Below are 16606 nucleotides of genomic sequence, written 5' to 3' on the forward strand. Positions count from 1 at the left end.
TTAACGGAAGCAGCACAGGAGATTGAAACGCGCTGGCGCTTCGATCTGGGTAATGGCTTCGCCGTTGCGCCTGGCATGGTGACGGTTTTCACCGCCAGCAATACCCATTACCGCCCCTTCATTCAGGGCTGGAAAGCGTTCGATAACGGTCTGAACCTCTCCGCCCGTTACCGATATAACACCGTCAATGACGCACACAGCGACAAAGAAGTAGACGGCAGCGGCTACACCCGCCGCCAGTCACACCAGTTCGACATTTGGTTCGCGTATAACATTGGCAAATTCGGTATGTCCTACAACCCGCGCTTCCGCTGGCAGGATGATGTCGATCAGGGAACCGGGGATGACACCTACTGGGAGCATACCGTTGCGTTCAACTACAAGCTCGACGATGGCTGGACGCCTTACGTCGAGCTGGTTTCACTGGATAAAACCTACATCACTGCCGATGGCAGTCATGAAAATGATTATGCCGTACGTCTGGGGATAGTGAAGCAACTCTGACGGTCTGACTACACCGTATCGTGCTGCAGCAGCCTGCAGCCGATACGGTCCACGGCGCTTAACAGTTCAAGTTGCCCTTCCCGCTGATACAGCGATACCGCGTTAATGTCGATCGGTAACGGCCAGCATAGCGATGAGATCGCCGCCAGTGTCGATCCCTCGCGGGTAATCGCAATAATCTTTAACCCTTTGCGCAACGCGTTACGCGCCATTTCAATCAGCGACTGCGTCTCCCCAGATTTACTGATCAGCACCAGCGTCCCCTTCGATACCCGTGTCAGCTGGTGCATATCATTCAAAATAAGGTGCGGCAGGCTCGCCAGCGATAAAAAGCGCGACAGGTAATTGAGGCTGGTGAGCGAGGCTCCCCGTGCGTACAGATAGATATGGCTGGAATGGGTAAGCAACCCGGACACCTCCGCCACAATATCGTCCGCCTGCGGCCCTACGTCAGGCTCTACGGGTGCGGGTGTAAAATGATCGCGCAAAAAACGATACCGAAGCTCGGTATAACTTTTATAGCCCATTTTTTTACACACACGATTAACGGAAGTTGTCGTCGTAAAGGTATCACGGGCAATCTCTTTTGCCGATATATTAGAAATATTACATGCGTGATGCTGAATGTATTCAAATATCAAACGTTCACTTCCCTGGAATGAATTCATAAATTACGCCCTGTTTAATCCCGGCATGATACTAACACAACGGGAAAATAGTCTCTGGAAGACGCTTCACACATTGCATTTACGCGTATCACGATACGTAATTAGTATTAGCAAACATTAAAAACCGGTTTAGGTTCTCTTTATACTTTCCCTGTTTTCACATCCAGGGAATTATGACAATGACGAAACAAAAAGTTGTCGCGGTGACGGCCTGCCCGACAGGCATTGCGCACACCTTTATGGCGGCGAATAAAATTACTACATGGGCTAAAGAGCACAATATCGAGGTAAAGGTCGAAACGCAGGGCAGCGACGGCGTTAAAAACCGCTTAACGAAACAGGATATCGCCTCCGCCACAGCCATTATACTGGCAACCGACGTTCCCATTCAGGATGCCGAGCGCTTTGAAAACGTTCCCCACCTTCAGACCCGCACGCAAGAGCTGATTAAGCATACCGATCGCTATCTACGTCAGGCGCTGGCCATGGAAAAAAACGTCACCTCCACTACCGTCGAAGACGAAGACGATCTTCCGCGTTCGGCTTACCAGACTTTTATCGGCCATATCATGGCGGCCATCAGCTATATGCTGCCAGTGGTGGTCATGGGCGGGCTGATGATGGCAACGGCCAAAATCACCGGCCAGTTTATTAACATCGACCACTCGCCGTTCAGCGTGCTGGATAAAGTGGGCTTTATGACCATTAAGTTCATGTATCCTGTTTTCGCCATGTATCTGGCATTTTCCGTTGCGGGTAAACCGGCGCTGATCCCCGGGCTTATCGGCGGCATCATGTCAGACGAGGTCTACAAGCGCTTCTTCGATATCGAAGGCTTTATGCCGTCCGGCTTCTTTGGCGCGATTGGCATCGGCTTCTTTGTAGGCTATCTGGTGCGCTGGCTGAATGATTCCATTCACGTCCGCCAGCAGCTCACCACCATTAAGACCATGCTGATCGTCCCGCTGATCACCGGCATTACGCTGGTGATGGTCATGGAATACCTGATCAACCCGATTTTTGGCTCGCTTAACCAGCTGATGGTGGTCTTTTTTACCTCGGCAGGTGACACCGGGCGCGGATTCTATTCCGCGATGATCGCCGCGGGCACCGCGTTCGACCTGGGCGGTCCGGTCAACAAGGCGGCAGGCTCGGTCGCGCTCGGCCTGAATGGCATGAGCGAAACGTTTGATCTCACCGCCCGCGAACTCTCCATCGTGATCCCCTCTATTGGCGTCGGCTTTGCGGCGTTTCTCAACGGCCGCTTTGGACTACCGGATGTCTTCAGCCGGGAAGAGAAAACCGTCGGGAGTACCTCGTTGCTGCTGGGCGTGATTGGGATTTCCGAAGGCGCGATCCCGTTCATCCTGAAAAACCCACGTCTGATCCCGGTGTTCATGACCGGTGCCGTTGCCGGCGCGCTAATCGCCATTGCACTTGGCGTGAAGCAGACGCTGCCTCTGCCTGCCATCTGGGGCTGGCCGCTGGCAACCAATGTGGTGGGCTACCTGGCGAGCGTCTTTATTGGCGCACTGATTTGCGCCCTGGGCGTGCTCTATGTCAGCCCAAAGAACGCCAGGTAAGGGGAACGTCATGAATCAGATCCACGTCATTGCCCATACGCACTGGGATCAGGAGTGGTATTTCACCCGTCAGGACAGCATGGTGCTGGCATCCTATAACTTTGCGGATGTCATCGACACGCTGGAGCGGGACCCCGCTTACAGCTGTTATCACCTTGACGGACAGATGGCGGTAGTGGAGGACTTTCTCGCCATCAATCCCGATTATCGCGCCAGGCTGGAAACCCTCGTCAAAGAGAAAAGAATCTTTGTGGGGCCATGGTATACCCAGACGGACACCTACAACGTGCATGGCGAATCCATTATTCGCAATCTCAAGTACGGCATTTTCGCCGCCCGTGCGCTGGGGCATGCTATGCAGGTCGGGTACCTTCCGGACACCTTTGGCCACAATGCTCAGATGCCCACCATTTTGCAGGGCTGCAATATCGACAATATCGTCTTCTGGCGCGGTATCGATCACGACATACAAGCGAAAAGCAGCCAGTTCCTCTGGCGCGCGCCGTCTGGGGCGACCGTTATCGCCTGCGCGATGGCATTCGGTTATGGCGCAGCTAAAAACATGCGTTCAGACGCGAGCCATCTGCAGGGTAAAATCTTCCCGATGGTCAATCTTCTGCGTTTACGGGCCGGGATAAACGACCTGCTCCTGCCCTGCGGCGGCGATCAGGTCTGCATCGACCCGGCGCTGCCGAAAATTCTGCAGGTCGCCAGCGCACGCTCTCCCGATGGGGATCGATACGTTATCAGTTCGCTGGAGCGCTACGTCGACATTCTGCGCGCGCAGCGTGAACAGTTTGAAGGCTGGGAAGGGGAGCTGAAATCGCCGCGCTACACCCGCATCCATAAAACGATCGGCTCCGTGCGCTACGACATCAAAAAGAAAAATGATGAGGTGGAGCAGTTCATCCTGCGGCAGTTGGAGCCGACAATCGCTATGGCTCGCCATCAGGGGATTGCGGTCAACCTCTCTGTGGTCGATACGCTCTGGAAGAAGCTGTTGCGAAGCCATGCCCACGACTCTATCGGCGGCTGTAATAGCGATACCACCAACCGCGACATACTGCATCGGCTGGAGCAAACCGAACAGCTGTGCCACAGCCTGTGGAACCTGGTGGTAAAAACCCTGGCCGCCGCCTGCGCTCAGGAAAATGACCTGCTGATTTTCAACCCGCTGGGCACCCCAACGCAGCGCGTAGTGATAACCACCCTGTATAGCCGTGCTGATAATATCGCCCTGACATATCAGGGGCAGCCCATCTCTTTCGACGTCCTGAAAAGAGACATTCTGCCCGGCGGAACGGCGATCTCCCTTAGCGCTGAAGGCGAATGTGAAACGCCCCTTCCTCCCTATTATCGCTGGCACGTTGCTGTGAAGACACCGGTTCTGCCGCCGGTCGGCTATCTCAGCGTTAACGTTAACGATGACCCGGCGCCTTTCCAGCAGCAGGAACAGACAAAGGGCAGCGAGATAGAGAATGCGCATTATCGATTAACGCTGGACGCCGGAACGCTCACCCTGCACGACAAACGCAGCGGCAGATGCATTCCCTCTTTCTTTACTCTCGAAGACTGCGCGGATGCGGGCGACAGCTACGATTTCTCACCGCTTGCGGGCGACACGCCGACGCGGTGCGACCAGTTCACGCTCGTCGACTGCCTGAAAACGCCGCTTGTCGAAAAGCTGATCGTGGAAGCCACCCTGCTTCTTCCGCCGGATCTCGCAGACCGTCAAGAAAATGCCCGAACGCCGTTATCCCTTCGTCTGGCGTGTGAATTACGCGATCACGATCCGAACCTGTATGTGGACAGCTCGCTGGAAAACAGCCACTGCGATCACCGGCTACGTTTGCTGATTAACAGCGATATTCACACCCGCCACGCAATCGCCTCGCAGCCCTTCGCGATAATCGAGCGCGAAACGGGGTGTCACGCTGAAGAGTGGCAGGAACACTATCGCGAAATGCCCGTGGATATCGAAACCAGCGAGGGAATCATCGCTGTCGCACAAGCGGGCAAAGCGCTGGTGGTGAATAGCCGCGGCATGAAGGAGTTTCAGATAATCGGCGACGCACCGGCTACGGTTGCCCTGACGCTGTTTAAATCAACGGGCGTGCTGGGACGCAGCGATCTCGACTGGCGACCGGGCCGGGCATCCGGCATCAATAATACGGTGGTCGAGACCCCCGATGCCCAGTTGCTGAAACCGTTGCGCTTCTCCTTCACCGTCGCGCTGGCCGATAGCGCCGATCATCTCACGCTTCGCCAGCTGGAAAATCAGACAGCGGGACAGCCCTTCACCTATCAACGGCAAACGCTGCACACGCTCGATCACCGTCTTGAGCGCTTTTCGTTGCGTCTGCCCGACCGCAGGCTTCCGGCAGAATTCTCATTATTGTACCTGCCGGAGCCGCTCATCCTCTCTGCCTTGCCCCATGCGCAGCAGTCGCAGGGTACGGTCGTTCGCGTGTTTAACGCCGGCAAGGAGCCCGTTCCCGTCCCGGCAAGCCTGGAGGGGTTTCGTCAGATCAACTATCTGGAAGAGCCGGTGCAGCCGGTAACGGCTATTCCCCCTTTCACGACCTGCGATTTTTTAATGGAGGCTTAATATGAACCTGCTTGCATTGACGCATCCCGATCTGGTTTTTATCAACCCGCCGCACCGTTCGCCTGAAGCGCTAATACGCTGGCTCGCCGAACCGCTCGCCAGGCAAAAAATCATCAGTGATGAAGAAACGTTCATCCAGAGCGTGTTACAACGCGAAAGTGAAGGTCCTACCGCGCTGGGTGAAGCGCTCGCCGTCCCGCACGGTAAAACCGAGGCGGTGCAGCAGGCGGCTTTTTGTCTGGCCCTCTTCGATGACCCGATACGCTGGCCGGGGCTGGACGGTGATGAAGAGGTGAGAATGGTTTTCCTGCTCGCCATTCCGCCTGCGGAAGCAGGGAGTACCCATATGCAGCTGCTGACGACGCTGACCTGTTTATTGACGGAAGATCGGGTGCGTGAGCGACTGCTGGCGGCGCGCACCCGGGAAGAGGCGATGTCCGCGCTGAGTGCTGAAGAACCACAAAAACAGGACGATGCTCCAGAACGCTCCTTTCTCATCCCGGCGGTGCTGGGCAGTATCGCAACCGCAGCCTTTTTGCAGGCGGGACTGAGCTGGATCTGCGGGGGGAGTTAAATGAACAGCGCTTAGCACACACCGTGCTGAGCGCTTGTTTTTGTTGAATAATCAATCAGATTTTTCTCGCCCGCCTTTACAATCGCTGAAGCGCCCGTCGTTTGTACTCTCGTCTTTTTACTTTGTTCTGCATCAAATAAATCGCAAACATGTTTGATGCAAATCACTATATGTAGCACTTAAAATGCACGCCGACCCAACATCTTGTATTTATCGTCTACTATTCCAACAACAAGACGGCGCTTACGCTGGCCGGAATTGTGGATAACACGAGCTGGGAACGCGGGAAGTCTTTGGCCTGGCGGGAAATGCGTCCGGTGAATACTTCTCCACCTCTGTGGATAACCTGTTTTTAAAAATGGAGTGATCATGACACCGCATGTGATGAAACGTGATGGCTGTAAAGTGCCGTTTAAATCAGAGCGCATCCAGGAAGCCATTCTGCGTGCAGCTAAAGCAGCGGGAGTCGATGACGCAGATTACTGCGCCACCGTCGCAGAAGTCGTTAGCAGCCAGATGACTGAACGCAGCCAGGTTGATATCAACGAGATCCAGACCGCGGTTGAGAACCAGCTCATGGCAGGGCCCTACAAGCAGCTGGCGCGCGCCTATATTGAGTACCGCCACGATCGCGACGTGCAGCGCGAGAAGCGCGGCCGTCTGAACCAGGAGATCCGTGGCCTGGTGGAGCAGACCAACTCCGCCCTGCTCAATGAAAACGCCAATAAAGACAGTAAAGTGATCCCCACCCAGCGCGACCTGCTGGCCGGTATCGTTGCCAAACACTATGCCCGTCAGCATCTGCTGCCGCGCGACGTGGTCTCGGCGCACGAGCGCGGCGAGATCCACTACCACGATCTCGACTATTCGCCATTCTTCCCGATGTTCAACTGCATGCTGATCGATCTGAAAGGCATGCTGACCCACGGCTTTAAAATGGGTAACGCGGAGATTGAACCGCCTAAGTCGATCTCCACGGCTACCGCGGTCACGGCGCAGATTATCGCCCAGGTCGCCAGCCATATTTACGGCGGCACCACCATTAACCGCATTGACGAAGTGCTGGCCCCGTTCGTGACGGCGAGCTTCAACAAGCACCGGAAAACCGCCGAAGAGTGGCAGATTCCGGACGCGGACGGCTATGCGCATTCCCGTACCGAGAAAGAGTGCTACGACGCCTTCCAGTCGCTGGAATATGAGGTGAACACGCTGCACACCGCCAACGGCCAGACGCCGTTTGTAACCTTCGGCTTTGGGCTGGGCACCAGCTGGGAATCACGCCTGATCCAGCAGTCGATCCTGCGCAACCGTATTTCCGGCCTCGGCAAAAACCGTAAAACCGCCGTGTTCCCGAAACTGGTGTTCGCGATTCGCGACGGCCTGAACCACAAGTTTGGCGATCCGAACTACGACATCAAACAGCTGGCGCTGGAGTGCGCGAGCAAGCGCATGTACCCGGACATCCTGAACTACGATCAGGTCGTCAAAGTCACCGGTTCGTTTAAAACGCCAATGGGCTGCCGTAGCTTCCTCGGCGTGTACGAGGATGAAAACGGCGAGCAGATCCACGACGGGCGTAACAACCTGGGCGTGATCAGCCTCAACCTGCCGCGCATCGCGCTGGAGGCAAAAGGTAATGAAGCTGAATTCTGGAAACTGCTGGATGAGCGCCTGCAGCTGGCGCGTAAGGCGCTGATGACCCGCATTGCGCGCCTCGAAGGGGTCAAAGCCCGCGTGGCGCCGATCCTCTATATGGAAGGGGCCTGCGGCGTGCGCCTGAAGGCGGACGATGACGTATCCGAGATCTTCAAAAACGGCCGCGCGTCGATTTCGCTGGGCTATATCGGCATTCACGAAACCATCAACGCCCTGTTTGGCGACACGCACATGTACGACAGCGAAGCCCTGCGTGAGAAAGGCATCGCCATCGTTCAGCGCCTGCGCGACGCGGTAGACCAGTGGAAAGAGGAAACCGGCTACGGTTTCAGCCTGTACAGCACCCCAAGCGAGAACCTGTGCGACCGCTTCTGCCGCCTGGACACCGCCGAGTTCGGGATTGTGGAAGGCGTGACCGATAAAGGATACTACACCAACAGCTTCCACCTCGACGTCGAGAAAAAGGTAAACCCGTACGACAAGATCGACTTCGAAGCGGCCTATCCGCCGATCGCCAGCGGCGGCTTCATCTGCTACGGCGAGTACCCGAACATTCAGCACAACCTGAAGGCGCTGGAGGACGTGTGGGACTATAGCTACCAGCACGTGCCGTATTACGGGACCAACACGCCAATTGATGAGTGTTACGAGTGCGGCTTCACCGGTGAGTTTGAATGTACCAGTAAAGGCTTCACCTGCCCGAAATGCGGCAACCACGATGCGGCTCGCGTCTCCGTGACCCGTCGCGTATGCGGCTATCTCGGCAGCCCGGACGCCCGTCCGTTTAACGCCGGCAAGCAGGAAGAGGTGAAGCGCCGCGTGAAGCATCTGGGAAATGGGCAGATCGGTTAATCCGCTGCCACGTTAATGCCCGGTGGCGCTGCGCTTACCGGGCCTACGGACCGCTCTCTTTTGTAGGCCGGGTAAGCGCAGCGCCACCCGGCGTGGTTATTCACAATGAACTATCACCAGTACTACCCTGTCGACATCGTCAACGGCCCCGGCACCCGCTGCACCCTGTTTGTTTCAGGCTGCGTCCACGAATGCCCCGGCTGCTACAACAAAAGCACCTGGCGACTCAATTCCGGCATGCCGTTCACCGCGGAGATGGAAGATAAAATCATCAACGACCTGAACGACACGCGCATCAAACGCCAGGGGATCTCGCTCTCCGGCGGCGATCCCCTGCACCCGCAAAACGTGCCGGATATGTTGAAGCTGGTGGAGCGCATTCGCGCAGAATGTCCGGGAAAAGATATCTGGGTCTGGACGGGCTACAAGCTGGATGAACTGAATGCGCAGCAGATGGAAGTCGTGGATCTGATTAACGTGCTGGTCGACGGCAAGTTCATGCAGGATTTAAAAGACCCGGCGCTCATCTGGCGCGGCAGCAGCAACCAGGTTGTACATCATCTGCGTTGATCAAAGGCGGATATTATCCATCCGCCCTTATCTCAAAAACGACTCAAACTCTCCATCGCCACCGCCTTAAACCCGGCGAAATCCTCGCAGCTACAGAGCCGTGACATCGCCCGCTCGCGCAGGAAAGTGACGAAAATATCGTAAATCGCCATCGCCTCTTCGTACTCGCTTTTGCTGATGGCGAGCAGGAAGATAACGTGCGCGGTTTCGTCGCCCCACTGCACGCCGTGCGGGGCGAGCACGGTGTAGACCACCGTTTTCTGCGCCAGCAGGCCGAGGGAGTGCGGCAGCGCGATGCCGTCGCCGAGCATGGTGCTGACAATAGCTTCACGCTCAACAACCGAATCCAGAAACTCCGCGCCGACAAAGCCTTCGGCCTCAAGCTGTTCACACAGCTCGCGGAAGAGCGTCTGCTGATCGATAGGCTTGCCGATAATGCGGAAATGGGCCGCGTCGAAGTATTTATCCAGCATCCACGGGCGGGTGCGGTCCACCAGCACCAGCTTGCCAATCTGCTCTAACTGGTAGTCGGTCGGGAACGGGGCGATCATCACCACCGGTTTCGACTTTTCGCTGACGCGGGCGGTCGCGATCACAAAGTCTTCGCTAATGGTTTCTGCCAGCTCGTACTCGCGCAGGGTGAGCGTGCGCGTCACCTCAATCTGCGGGTATTTACGCTGCAGTACCGCCTCAATCATGCGGACCATGGCATTACCGGCGTCGCATACCAGCAGCACGCGCGGCTGACGCTGGTAGCCGATGTTGTAGTGGCGCTCAAGCCCGACGCCAATATGCAGCACCAGGAAGCCAATCTCGTTTTCGCTGATCGCATACGGCGTGTATTTGCCCCAGCTCGACACCGCGGCCAGCGTCATGTCCCACGCCATCGGGTAGTGCTGCTTGATGTTATCCAGCAGCGGATTGGGGATCATGATTTGATACCGCACGCGGGTGATCATGGTTTTGATGTGCGTGAGCAGGTCCGCATGCAGCTGCGCGTCGCTGAGCAGGTTGTAGTTATAGTGAGTGTTGATATACCGCAGGATGTAGTTGACCAGCGCCTCGTCGTCGTCAGCGTTAATGGCGCTGGGCGCGATCTCCTGAATCTGCCGCGCCGCAATGTGCACGCACAGCCAGCTCTCCTCCGACGGCGAAAGCGCCTTGCCCGCCAGCTGCTGGATGGTCACCGCGATATCCTTCGCCGCCTCGCGCACGTTCTCTTCCACGTCTTCGGCATGGAATTCCGGCAGCGGGTAACCTTCGCTGATGCGACGTACCGATACCGCGCAGTACAGGCGCAGGAACAGCTCGCCTTCATCGGTCAGGCGAATGTGGTGACGGGTCAAGGCGTCGTGCAGCACCGGCACCATCTGCTCCGCCACGCCCGCATTCAGCGCCACGTCGGTCACCAGCGGGTTCAGGCTGTCCTGCTGCGCCAGCTCCCAGAGCAGATCGGTCAGGCAGGCGCGGGTCGACATTTCGCTGCCAAACAGCTTCATGCCGTGGCGCGGACGGGTTTCCAGCGTCAGGTTGTAGCGATGAAACCACTCGCGCACCTCCGCCATATCGCTTTGCAGCGTGGCGCGGCTGACGAACCATTCGTCCGCCAGATCCTCCAGCTTAAGAGAAAACGCCGAGGTCAGAAAACGCACCACCAGATAATGCACGCGCTCCGGCCCGGTCCGCGGGATACGCAGCGCGCGTGGGTGGGATGCCTGAAGCTGCTGATAGCGCTCGGCATCCTCAATTTTGAGCTGGTAGCCGTTGCCCCGGCTCAGGATGAACTGCGCGCCGTGGCTGGCCAGCAGCGCGTTCAGGGCGGTGATGTCCGCACGGACGGTTCGCGTGGAGACCGACAGCCGCTGCGCCAGCTCGTCCTGCGGCAGCGTCTCGTTTTGCAACAGGTCGAAAAGTTGCGCCAAACGTTGGTTCGGAAATCGCACGTCGTTGTCCTCTTACGGCTTAAGGTGAAATGACCATCTGGGATGGGCTGCCGACCGGGGTATAGTCTGGCTCAAAGCTCAATTTCCCGTCCTGCGCCACGCGGAAGCGGGTAATGTTGTCGCTGCGCTGGTTCATGACGTACAGCCAGCGCCCCTGCTTATCGAGCGTCAGGGTGCGCGGGTAGTCACCGCGCGTCCACACATCGTCCTGATGCGTCAGCGTGCCCTCCGCCGTTACGGTAAAGTGCCCGATGCTGTTATGCAAACGGTTAGCCACATACAGCTGCTTACCGTCGGCGCTTAATGCGAGCCCGGCAGCAAAGCTGGTGCCTTTGTAACCTTCCGGCAGGGCAGAAACCGTTTTACCCTCTTTCAGGGTGCCGTTGGTATTCACGGTATACCGGGTGAGCGTAGACGCCTCTTCGTTAATCAGCCACAGGGCATCGCCCTTCGGCGTAAAGACAAAGTGGCGCGGCCCGGCGCCTTTCGAGGAGGCGCTGATAAACGGCGGATCGTTCGGCGTCAGCTTTCCTGTCCGATCGTCAAAGCGGTATTGGTAGATGCGATCCAGCCCCAGATCGGTGGAAAAAACGTATTTCCCGCTCGGATCGGCGGCGATCATATGCGCATGGGGGCCGTTATGATCGCTGATCGCGAAACTGCCCTCGACGGCAGCTGCCGGCTTCGCCGCGCCCGGTTCGCCTTGATCCTGATGTGTGTCCGTGGCGTCACCCAGGCTGCCGTCTGCGTTAACGGGCAGCACCGCGATAGATCCGCTGACGTAGTTCGCCACCAGAAGATGGCGACCGTTCGGCGTCAGCGACAGGTAAACCGGCCCCGCACCGCCGGAGGCCACCTGATTGAGCTCGCTCAGCTCACCGTTATCGCCGACGCGCAGCGCCTGCACCACGCCCTGCTCCACTTCGCTTGCCAGATACAGCGTTTTGCCGTCCTGTGAAAGGGTCAGCTGCGCCGCATTGGGCAGTTTGCTTACCCGCGTTTTATCGTTCAGCGCGCCGGTTTGCGGGTTAACAGTAAAACGGTACAGCCCTTCACCGTTTGGATTATAGGTACCCACCCAGGCATATTGCGTCTGGGCGACAGCGGCGGTGGCGAACATTGATAGTGAAGCGACAAGCAAGGTACGGGTGTGCATGGTGGCTCCTGTATAGGTGTGAGTTCTACTTCACCAGCTTCTTCGTCATCGCCAGCAGGGTACGCACATCTTCCGGACGCGTATCACCGCTGGCTTTGTCGATAATCGAGCTGTAGATATGCGGGATGATTTTGCTCACGCCCGCGTCGAGGGCGATCTGCAGGATCTCCTCATAGTTTTCCAGATCGATACCTCCTGTCGGCTCCAGCCAGAAGTCGTGACGGGCGCAGGCTTCCGCCACCGCTTTGTACTCGTCACGGCACTTCAGGCCGCCCATCGGGAAGTATTTGATAGAGCTGCCGCCGAAATCTTTCAGCAGGGCAATCGCCGTTTCCACCGGCACAATGCCGTCCATAGCTGCGCTGCTCAACGGGCCGGTGGAAATTTTCACCATCCCGACGGTACCGGTCGGAGAGACCAGACCGTTGACCACGGAGTCATTTTGCCCCAGCAGCGCGCGGCTGGTGGCCACGCCGGTAAAGACCTGGTTAACGTGCTGCGGCTGCACCTGGCGGGAGATCTCGCTCACCATCGCCGACTGGTTCGGATCGCCCGCGCCCAGGCCAACGGAGAGCGCGTTATCAATCAGCTTCGCGTATTCGCGCATATCGGCAACGGCGCTCGCCACGTCCGGGTAATTTTTGGAGAGCACGCCCACCAGCACGTGGCCTTCCGCCGCCTCGTAGATGGCGCTGGCGTTGGCCTTTGAGCCAGCCAGCACGTTCAGACAGACGCGGTCACGGTAAAAGTTGGGGGTCAGTTTCATGCGTTTTTCTCCTGTCCTAATACTTCACTAATGCGGCGGTACACAATGTTCAGCTGGTCAGCGTTTACGCTGCGCACGTCCGCTTCGATAATCCCTTCGTTGGCCTTGTAGCCACGGAAGTAAATGGCGTACTCGCCCTGCTTGAGCTTCGCCACCAGGTCACCCGTGCCGACGCCGGTGGTGGCTTCGTCAAACTTAATCTCGGTGCGGGCGATGTCGCGTCCGGCGCTGTCCCAGACCACGCGCGCGGTCACACCGTTCAGGGTGTTGAGCGCCTCGATAAACGGCGTCATTTTCGCCACCATCTCGGCGCCGCTCTCTTTGGTGGCCGTCAGATAGTGTTCGATGGCGCAGGTCAGGCCAAGAATGCCCTCTTTACCCACCTTCATGGCGCGGCCAATCCCCGCCGTCTGGCGCTTCACCCACTCAACGTACTGGGTCTTGCCGATCACCAGCCCGCTGGTGGGGCCTTCGATCGCCTTTGCACCGCTGTAGATCACCAGGTCCGCGCCGGCGCGGTAGTACACGTGCAGATCTTCTTCCGCCGCGGCATCGACGATGAGCGGCAAGTCGTGTTTACGTGCGACAACCGCCGCCTGCTCGACGCTGAGCATGCTTTTCTGCACGCAGTGGTGAGATTTGATGTACATGATCGCCGCCGTGCGCGGGGTAATCGCCGCCGCCAGCTGATCGGCGGAACATTCGTTGGCGTAGCCCGCTTCCACCAGCCTGCCGCCGCCCAGCGCCACCATGGTGCCCACCGGCGCGCCAAAATTCACGTTGTGGCCTTTCGGCAGGACGATCTCGTTGTTCTCAATCGGGGTGACGTGCAGGTTTTCCAGCAGCCAGTCGCTGTCTTTCACCAGCACCGCGGCCACGGACTGGGCAATGCCCGCCGACGCGCAGGAGACCACCGTCGCGCCTTCCACGTCCAGCAGCTTCGCGATGTATTCCCCGGTTTTATTGACCAGATCCTTCATCTCGAAATAGTGATTCATGCCGTCCATCGCCGCCTGTACCACCTCCGGGCGCGGCGTGGAGACGCCCAGCGCCGTCATGCGGCCAGAGGTGTTGATAACCTGCTTTAAGTTGTACTTCTCATAAATCGAAGGCATGTTCCGTGCTCCCTTGTTCGGTCATGTAGCCCTTGCCCGCGCGGATCGCGGCAAGCGGCACCAGTATGTGTTCAGCCTGCAGGCTGTCGTTTTCGGCATCCGTCAGCACCGTCGGCTGACGTTTAATGGTGAACAGCGTCAGGTCGGCGTCGAGACCCGGCTGAATGCGGCCTTTGCGCGTCAGGCGCAGGCCGTCGGCGGCGTTCGCCGTGACGCAGTCAATCACCTGCGGCAATGACATGCCGATGGCGAGGAATTTCGACATCACGCTTGCCAGCGAGCCGACCGGGCCGTTGATGCGGTTGCGGCAGTAGATGTCCGAGCTGATGGTGTGCGGCAGGATGCCCATCGCGATGGCGCGTTTCGCCACCTCAAAGCTGAAGCTCGCCGTGCCGTGCCCGACGTCCAGACGCACGCCGCGCTTAAGGGCGGAGGTGATGGAGGCGCGCAGCTCGCCGGACGGCGTCAGAATGCGGTTAGGCTTGCCGTTATAGCAGTGGGTAATGATGTCGCCGGAGCTTAACAGCTCGGCGATTTCATCGAGGTTCGGCGGGTTATTGCCGATGTGCACCATCAGCGGCAAGTCGCCATTCTCTTTCTGGATGGCTTTGGCGCGCTCCAGCGGCGTAATGCCGTTTTCACCGACCACGCTGCTGCTCATGCGCGCCTTCAGGCCGACGATAAAATCAGGGTGGCGCTTCACCGCCTGCTTCACCGCATCGGCGTCAATGTTTGCCATGTTGGCCAGTTCGTTCTGGGCAATCAGCCCCACGCGGGAGATATTCAACAGGGCAAAGACGTCGGTGGAGGCTTTGCGGGTGATTTCGTAAAAATCGTCCACGTCGTCGGCCCCGGTACTGCCCGCGTCCACCACGGTAGTGACGCCGGTGGCAATACCCACGCTGTCCGGCTCGTCGTGGTAAATCGGTGAGTTCGGGTAGCAGTGAACGTGGGAGTCAATCCAGCCCGCGCTAACGTACACGTCACCGTTAAGCTCAACCGTTTTACGGGCGGGAGCGTCAATTTCGCCCGTCGCTGCGATCTTCCCGTCCTGAATGGCGATATCGGTCAGGGTATCGTCGGCGAGGCGCGCACGGCGCAGGAGTAAATCAAACATGAGGATCTCCTGATAGGGCGGGCGCAGATGCGCCCGCGGGTATTAAAGGGCGACCGGGAACAGCCAGCCCAAAATCATTGCGCCGAGGATGGCGCCACCGGTAATCGGCTTCTGCCAGATGTAGAACAGCAGCGCGCCCACCAGCGAACCGACGCCGATTGGAATGGAGGCGGTCATCGCGCTGAGGATAATCAGCGGCCCGAGGAAGCGGCCGGAGGCGTTACCCGCGCCCATCATCACGTCTGCGCCGTAGGTGGAGTTGCTCTGGTTGATGGTGAACTTACGCGCCAGGATGATGACGTAGCCAATCGCCAGACCAATCACCAGGCCGGTAATCAGCGAGGCAATGAAGTTGGTCACCGGGAACATGATCCCCGCGCCCAGCAGCAGCGCCGGTACGCCGAGCCCCACGCCGGTCTGGATCGCCCCGCCGATGTCGAGAATACCCACCAGCGACCCTTCAATAATGCGGGCGAACAGGAAGCTCGCGCCGAACGCCGCCACCGCGCCGTAGACGCCGGTATCGATTCCCGCTTTCAGCATCGCCACGAAGGCCACTTCGTTAAACGCGCCGATGCCGTAGAGGTAGTACATGTGCGTCCCGGCGAAGACGCCGGAGGAGAGCAGGCCAACGAAGATCGGGAACGACCAGTCGGCATACCAAAAACCTTTATTCTGTTCCATTTAGAGGCTCCTGTTATTTACCGCTGAGCGAGTTGTGGATCATGTCGAGCCAGTTCGGCACGGTCAGATGGAAGGATTCGATCATCTTCATGTCGAAGCCGCGGAAGAAGCCGCTCAACACGAACAGCAGCACGATCGCCGCCATCATCACTTTGGTGACGTGGTTCCAGCCGCTCTCCTCAACGCCTTTACCGATCAGGATGCCGAGAACCAGACCCGGTACGGCGTTCCCCATGATCAGCTGCGCCGCGCCGCCGAAGATGGTGGCCCAGAAGCCCGATTTTTTACCCGCGTCGATGGCCGCCAGCCAGAAGATCACCGGCATCACGGTGTTAACCAGCAGGTTCGCGGCAGGCACCAGCACCTTCACGGCGGTGACCTGCAGCGCTGCCGGCACGGAGGAGGCGGTCAGGTTCAGGAAGGTGACGACGAGCATGCCAATCACGCCGCAGGCAATCGCCATTTTGCGGGGGTCGTGCAGCGTTTCGCCGACGTTACGGTTTTTGATCATCAGTGCAGCAGCACCCCAGTTCGGGATGATGCGGTGGTCAACGTCCTGTGTGAAGGCACCTGCAGCCACGGAAGAGGCCCAGGCGTTAAAGAAGAAACCTAACCCAAAGGAGAAGTGGGACGCCGGATCCCCTTCACAGGAGTTCAGTTCCCCCAACGTACGAAACGCGCCCATACCCTGAGTGGTAGGCGCATGAAACATGCGTGCAGCCCCGGCTCCGACACCGACGCCAACCAGGCCGCCAATGATGAGCGATTTTATTAATATAATTAAGAACATCAGTCTGCCCTTTTATGAAT

The 16606-nt window shown here is 58.1% G+C and carries 14 protein-coding genes; 6 read left to right on the top strand and 8 right to left on the bottom strand.

Going from position 1 to position 16606, the window contains the following annotated elements; genetic code table 11:
• Positions 1 to 504, top strand: a 504-nt coding sequence (locus tag ACVCAM_RS21365) for an oligogalacturonate-specific porin KdgM family protein (protein WP_447093662.1), incomplete at its 5' end; no start/stop codon positions are given.
• An 8-nt stretch (positions 505 to 512) separates the two neighbouring features.
• Here the strand turns inward: ACVCAM_RS21365 and ACVCAM_RS21370 are convergent.
• A complete protein-coding gene (locus ACVCAM_RS21370) occupies positions 513 to 1172 on the bottom strand; it encodes a MurR/RpiR family transcriptional regulator (RefSeq protein ID WP_023293418.1) in 660 nt (219 codons plus the stop codon).
• 179 nt (positions 1173 to 1351) lie between these two features.
• Between ACVCAM_RS21370 and ACVCAM_RS21375 the strand changes: the two genes are divergently transcribed.
• The 5 genes from ACVCAM_RS21375 to nrdG all read left to right on the top strand — a co-directional run bounded on the left by ACVCAM_RS21375 (position 1352) and on the right by nrdG (position 9015).
• On the top strand, positions 1352 to 2755 hold the full coding sequence (locus ACVCAM_RS21375) for a PTS fructose transporter subunit IIC (protein WP_025911989.1): 1404 nt from the start codon (positions 1352 to 1354) through the stop codon (positions 2753 to 2755).
• A gap of 10 nt (positions 2756 to 2765) precedes the next feature.
• Positions 2766 to 5363, top strand: a complete 2598-nt coding sequence (locus tag ACVCAM_RS21380) for a glycoside hydrolase family 38 N-terminal domain-containing protein (protein WP_407223012.1) — start codon at positions 2766 to 2768, stop codon at positions 5361 to 5363.
• A gap of 1 nt (position 5364) precedes the next feature.
• Positions 5365 to 5937: a fructose PTS transporter subunit IIA gene (locus ACVCAM_RS21385; protein WP_023293421.1), complete on the top strand. Its 573-nt coding sequence runs from the start codon at positions 5365 to 5367 to the stop codon at positions 5935 to 5937.
• Between the two features lie 369 nt (positions 5938 to 6306).
• The gene (nrdD, locus tag ACVCAM_RS21390) at positions 6307 to 8445 is read left to right on the top strand and encodes an anaerobic ribonucleoside-triphosphate reductase (protein WP_023293422.1); all 2139 of its coding nucleotides are present in this window, start codon (positions 6307 to 6309) and stop codon (positions 8443 to 8445) included.
• A 105-nt stretch (positions 8446 to 8550) separates the two neighbouring features.
• Entirely contained in the window at positions 8551 to 9015 is a 465-nt protein-coding gene (gene nrdG / locus ACVCAM_RS21395) for an anaerobic ribonucleoside-triphosphate reductase-activating protein (RefSeq protein WP_008501398.1), read from the top strand.
• A 32-nt stretch (positions 9016 to 9047) separates the two neighbouring features.
• Here nrdG and ACVCAM_RS21400 read toward each other — a convergent pair whose 3' ends face one another.
• Genes ACVCAM_RS21400 through ACVCAM_RS21430 form a run of 7 tightly spaced genes read right to left on the bottom strand, consistent with a single transcriptional unit; the run spans position 9048 to position 16586 of the window.
• The gene (locus tag ACVCAM_RS21400; protein ID WP_407223009.1) at positions 9048 to 10958 is read right to left on the bottom strand and encodes a BglG family transcription antiterminator; all 1911 of its coding nucleotides are present in this window, start codon (positions 10956 to 10958) and stop codon (positions 9048 to 9050) included.
• Positions 10959 to 10977: 19 nt separating this feature from the next.
• On the bottom strand, positions 10978 to 12114 hold the full coding sequence (locus ACVCAM_RS21405) for a lactonase family protein (RefSeq protein WP_248225619.1): 1137 nt from the start codon (positions 12112 to 12114) through the stop codon (positions 10978 to 10980).
• Between the two features lie 25 nt (positions 12115 to 12139).
• A complete protein-coding gene (gene dagF, locus ACVCAM_RS21410) occupies positions 12140 to 12880 on the bottom strand; it encodes a 2-dehydro-3-deoxy-phosphogluconate aldolase (RefSeq protein ID WP_021240686.1) in 741 nt (246 codons plus the stop codon).
• Positions 12877 to 13995 carry a DgaE family pyridoxal phosphate-dependent ammonia lyase gene (locus ACVCAM_RS21415; RefSeq protein ID WP_248225622.1) on the bottom strand — a complete coding sequence of 373 codons (1119 nt, stop codon included), beginning with the start codon at positions 13993 to 13995 and terminating at the stop codon, positions 12877 to 12879. The genes dagF and ACVCAM_RS21415 overlap by 4 nt, the downstream gene beginning before the upstream one ends.
• Entirely contained in the window at positions 13979 to 15112 is a 1134-nt protein-coding gene (locus ACVCAM_RS21420) for an amidohydrolase/deacetylase family metallohydrolase (protein WP_407223007.1), read from the bottom strand. Before ACVCAM_RS21420 ends, ACVCAM_RS21415 begins: the two co-directional genes overlap by 17 nt.
• Before the next feature lie 42 nt (positions 15113 to 15154).
• A complete protein-coding gene (locus ACVCAM_RS21425) occupies positions 15155 to 15796 on the bottom strand; it encodes a DUF4310 family protein (RefSeq protein WP_003856081.1) in 642 nt (213 codons plus the stop codon).
• A 13-nt stretch (positions 15797 to 15809) separates the two neighbouring features.
• Positions 15810 to 16586 (bottom strand): DUF4311 domain-containing protein, encoded by a 777-nt coding sequence (locus tag ACVCAM_RS21430; protein ID WP_023310182.1) that lies wholly within the window; start codon positions 16584 to 16586, stop codon positions 15810 to 15812.
• Between the last annotated feature and the right edge of the window lie 20 nt (positions 16587 to 16606).

The sequence above is a fragment of the Enterobacter sp. CFEC122 genome (genome assembly GCF_052983755.1).